Here is a 2,163-nt window from a genome sequence, read left to right as displayed (position 1 = left end):
TGTTTGCTGGTCTGTCCAACCTGGGCCGTCTCGCTACGGATGGTATCGACGTGATCATGAACTATCGTCGTGATGTCGGTTTTGCGACGCTGGCGATGGCGTTCAACGGTAACTGGACGAACAAGTCGACTTTCCAATCGACGCCGAGCGACGTCAATCGTGATTGCGTTGGTTTGTACAGCGTGAACTGTGGTTCTCTGCAGCCGGAATATCAGTGGACGTTGCGGACGACACTGGCCTTTGAAAGCATGGACCATTCGTTGGTCTGGCGCCATCTGGACGGTTTCCGCTCGGAAAACGGTGGTCTTTTCGTTGGAACGCCGATTGGCTACACCGGTGAAGAAGATTTCAACACCATCCCGGCCTATGACTACTTCGATTGGACATCGCGTTTCAACGTGAGCGACAACGTCACTCTGACGCTGACCGTGCAGAACATGTTCAACAAGAAGCCACCGATTGTCGGTTCGGACGCTGGCCCGACCTCGTGGAACAGCGGCAACACCTATCCGTCGACCTACGACGCTCTGGGTCGTCGCTATGGTGCTGCTATCAAGCTGCGCTTCTGATCCTGTTATACATCGCAAAAGGAAAGGGTCGCAATTTTGCCGACCCTTTTTTTATGGGACATTTTATGATCTAAGAAGTGGGTTGGGCAGTTCCATCGCAATGGTTCGATTGGTAGCGATCACTCGTGCCCATTGTTCAACCTTATCGATCTCTTCTGCGTGGATGCTGCGGCCCATTGCCGCGGCTTCTGTCCGATTTACTGCCGTGAAGGCTTCACCATTTTTTGCTATTATGATTGAACAGATCGGTCGACGCGACAGCGCTGATGCGCTCCATATGCGTATCGAGATCGAAATGTCGGGCTAGTTGGCCTAGGCTTTCGCTCGGTTTAGCGATGAACATATCGCTGTTCAACGTGACGACCCGGTCACCCAAAGCGCCTGCCAATTTTTGAAACTGCATATGTTGGGCGAGCCAACCGATGGCAGCAACTTGAATGTCGGTGAGACCGAGATAGTCGGCGGAGGCGATGCCAAGATCAATCATCCCTTCCCGCAGCAGCTTTTTCAAAAGGTCGCGGACCCAGAGCCGCCCTTCCATGCCTTTGCGGGCGATGGACGTCAGATAATCGGCCAGTGGCGCATGGAGCAACACGGCGCGTGACTGGGGGCGTAACGCCATCAAAGCTGGAATCATCGGGTTTGCAATGCTGGACGGCTTTACGATGATAGCTTCACCCTGTTCAAAGGGTCGTGCCATCAGCGCAAGGCCATCGTCGAGCACCTTTGCTACCTGCGGCCCTGTAGCACCCCGATGGCGCCAGCCAATGATATCGTTGAACAATACAGGCTCTTTCAAACCCATTGAGATGCCGGGCAAATCAAATGCAGAGGCCAACAACGTGGAGCAGCAGAAGGCAGAATGGAATATGAAATGGATGGGTGCTGGTGGCATAGCGTGAATCATGGCGGTCGCACGGGAAACGGCGCGGCGCTCGACACCTTCACCCAGATATTGGTCGGTTAAGAACGGCATTTTGCGGTGCCGCTGACGCGACACGGATACCATATGAAAGCAATCTCGCGTTGCATCATAGCGATGGGGCAGCCATTCCGCGCTACCCATGATAGTTTCGATACTTGGCTTCGTCATTGTCATGATTGCCGTGTTGGCATGGTGGATTATCGGAAACAAGTTATCGTCAGGCCGGATTCCCTGTGGCAGACCCAAGCTGGTAGGATTTTTCAAAGCTGTAGATTGCAGCTAGACGCGAAGGCTGCACTTTGGGCTTGCCCATCCACGGCAGTTGTCACAGATTTGATGTATCGACCATCGCTCGCGCTGAATGTGGGCCTAGCCTGTCAAATCTGGTTATGACACGAGCAAAATTGGATTGATTACCAAGGAGAATTATTATGCCATTCCTCAAGGCCGTGATTGCATCCAGTTTATTGTTGTTGCCCGCGCCTCTGCTGGCAGATGAGCGCCCCGCTTTGAACCGTAATGATCCCGATGCGATCCGGTGTCGGAAAATAGAAGTCATCGGATCATTGGTGCGTAAAACCCGCGTCTGCAAAACCAACGCCCAATGGAAGACGATAGTGGACCATCAAAGCCGCGAAGCGCAAGGATTTGGTCGACCGTAATCGCAGT

General features: G+C 53.3%; 2 protein-coding genes and 1 pseudogene. 2 read left to right on the top strand and 1 reads right to left on the bottom strand.

The genetic code is table 11. The annotated features are described in order from the left end of the window. Nucleotides 1-569, top strand: a pseudogene (locus BF95_RS25030) (TonB-dependent receptor); the annotation flags it as partial. Nucleotides 570-783: 214 nt separating this feature from the next. On the opposite strand, the gene BF95_RS25025 reads toward BF95_RS25030, so the two are convergent. After that, on the bottom strand, nucleotides 784-1,668 hold the full coding sequence (locus BF95_RS25025) for a hypothetical protein (RefSeq protein WP_235210007.1): 885 nt from the start codon (nucleotides 1,666-1,668) through the stop codon (nucleotides 784-786). A gap of 257 nt (nucleotides 1,669-1,925) precedes the next feature. On the opposite strand from BF95_RS25025, the gene BF95_RS27090 reads away from it, so the two are divergent. Next, the gene (locus BF95_RS27090; RefSeq protein WP_200867068.1) at nucleotides 1,926-2,156 is read left to right on the top strand and encodes a hypothetical protein; all 231 of its coding nucleotides are present in this window, start codon (nucleotides 1,926-1,928) and stop codon (nucleotides 2,154-2,156) included. Nucleotides 2,157-2,163: the final 7 nt, after the last annotated feature.

Origin of the sequence: Sphingobium sp. Ant17 (genome assembly GCF_000588875.1) — a bacterium.
Lineage (GTDB): Bacteria > Pseudomonadota > Alphaproteobacteria > Sphingomonadales > Sphingomonadaceae > Sphingobium.
The sequence above is the reverse complement of the archived record's forward strand: the minus strand, read 5'-3'. Positions and strand labels throughout refer to the sequence as shown.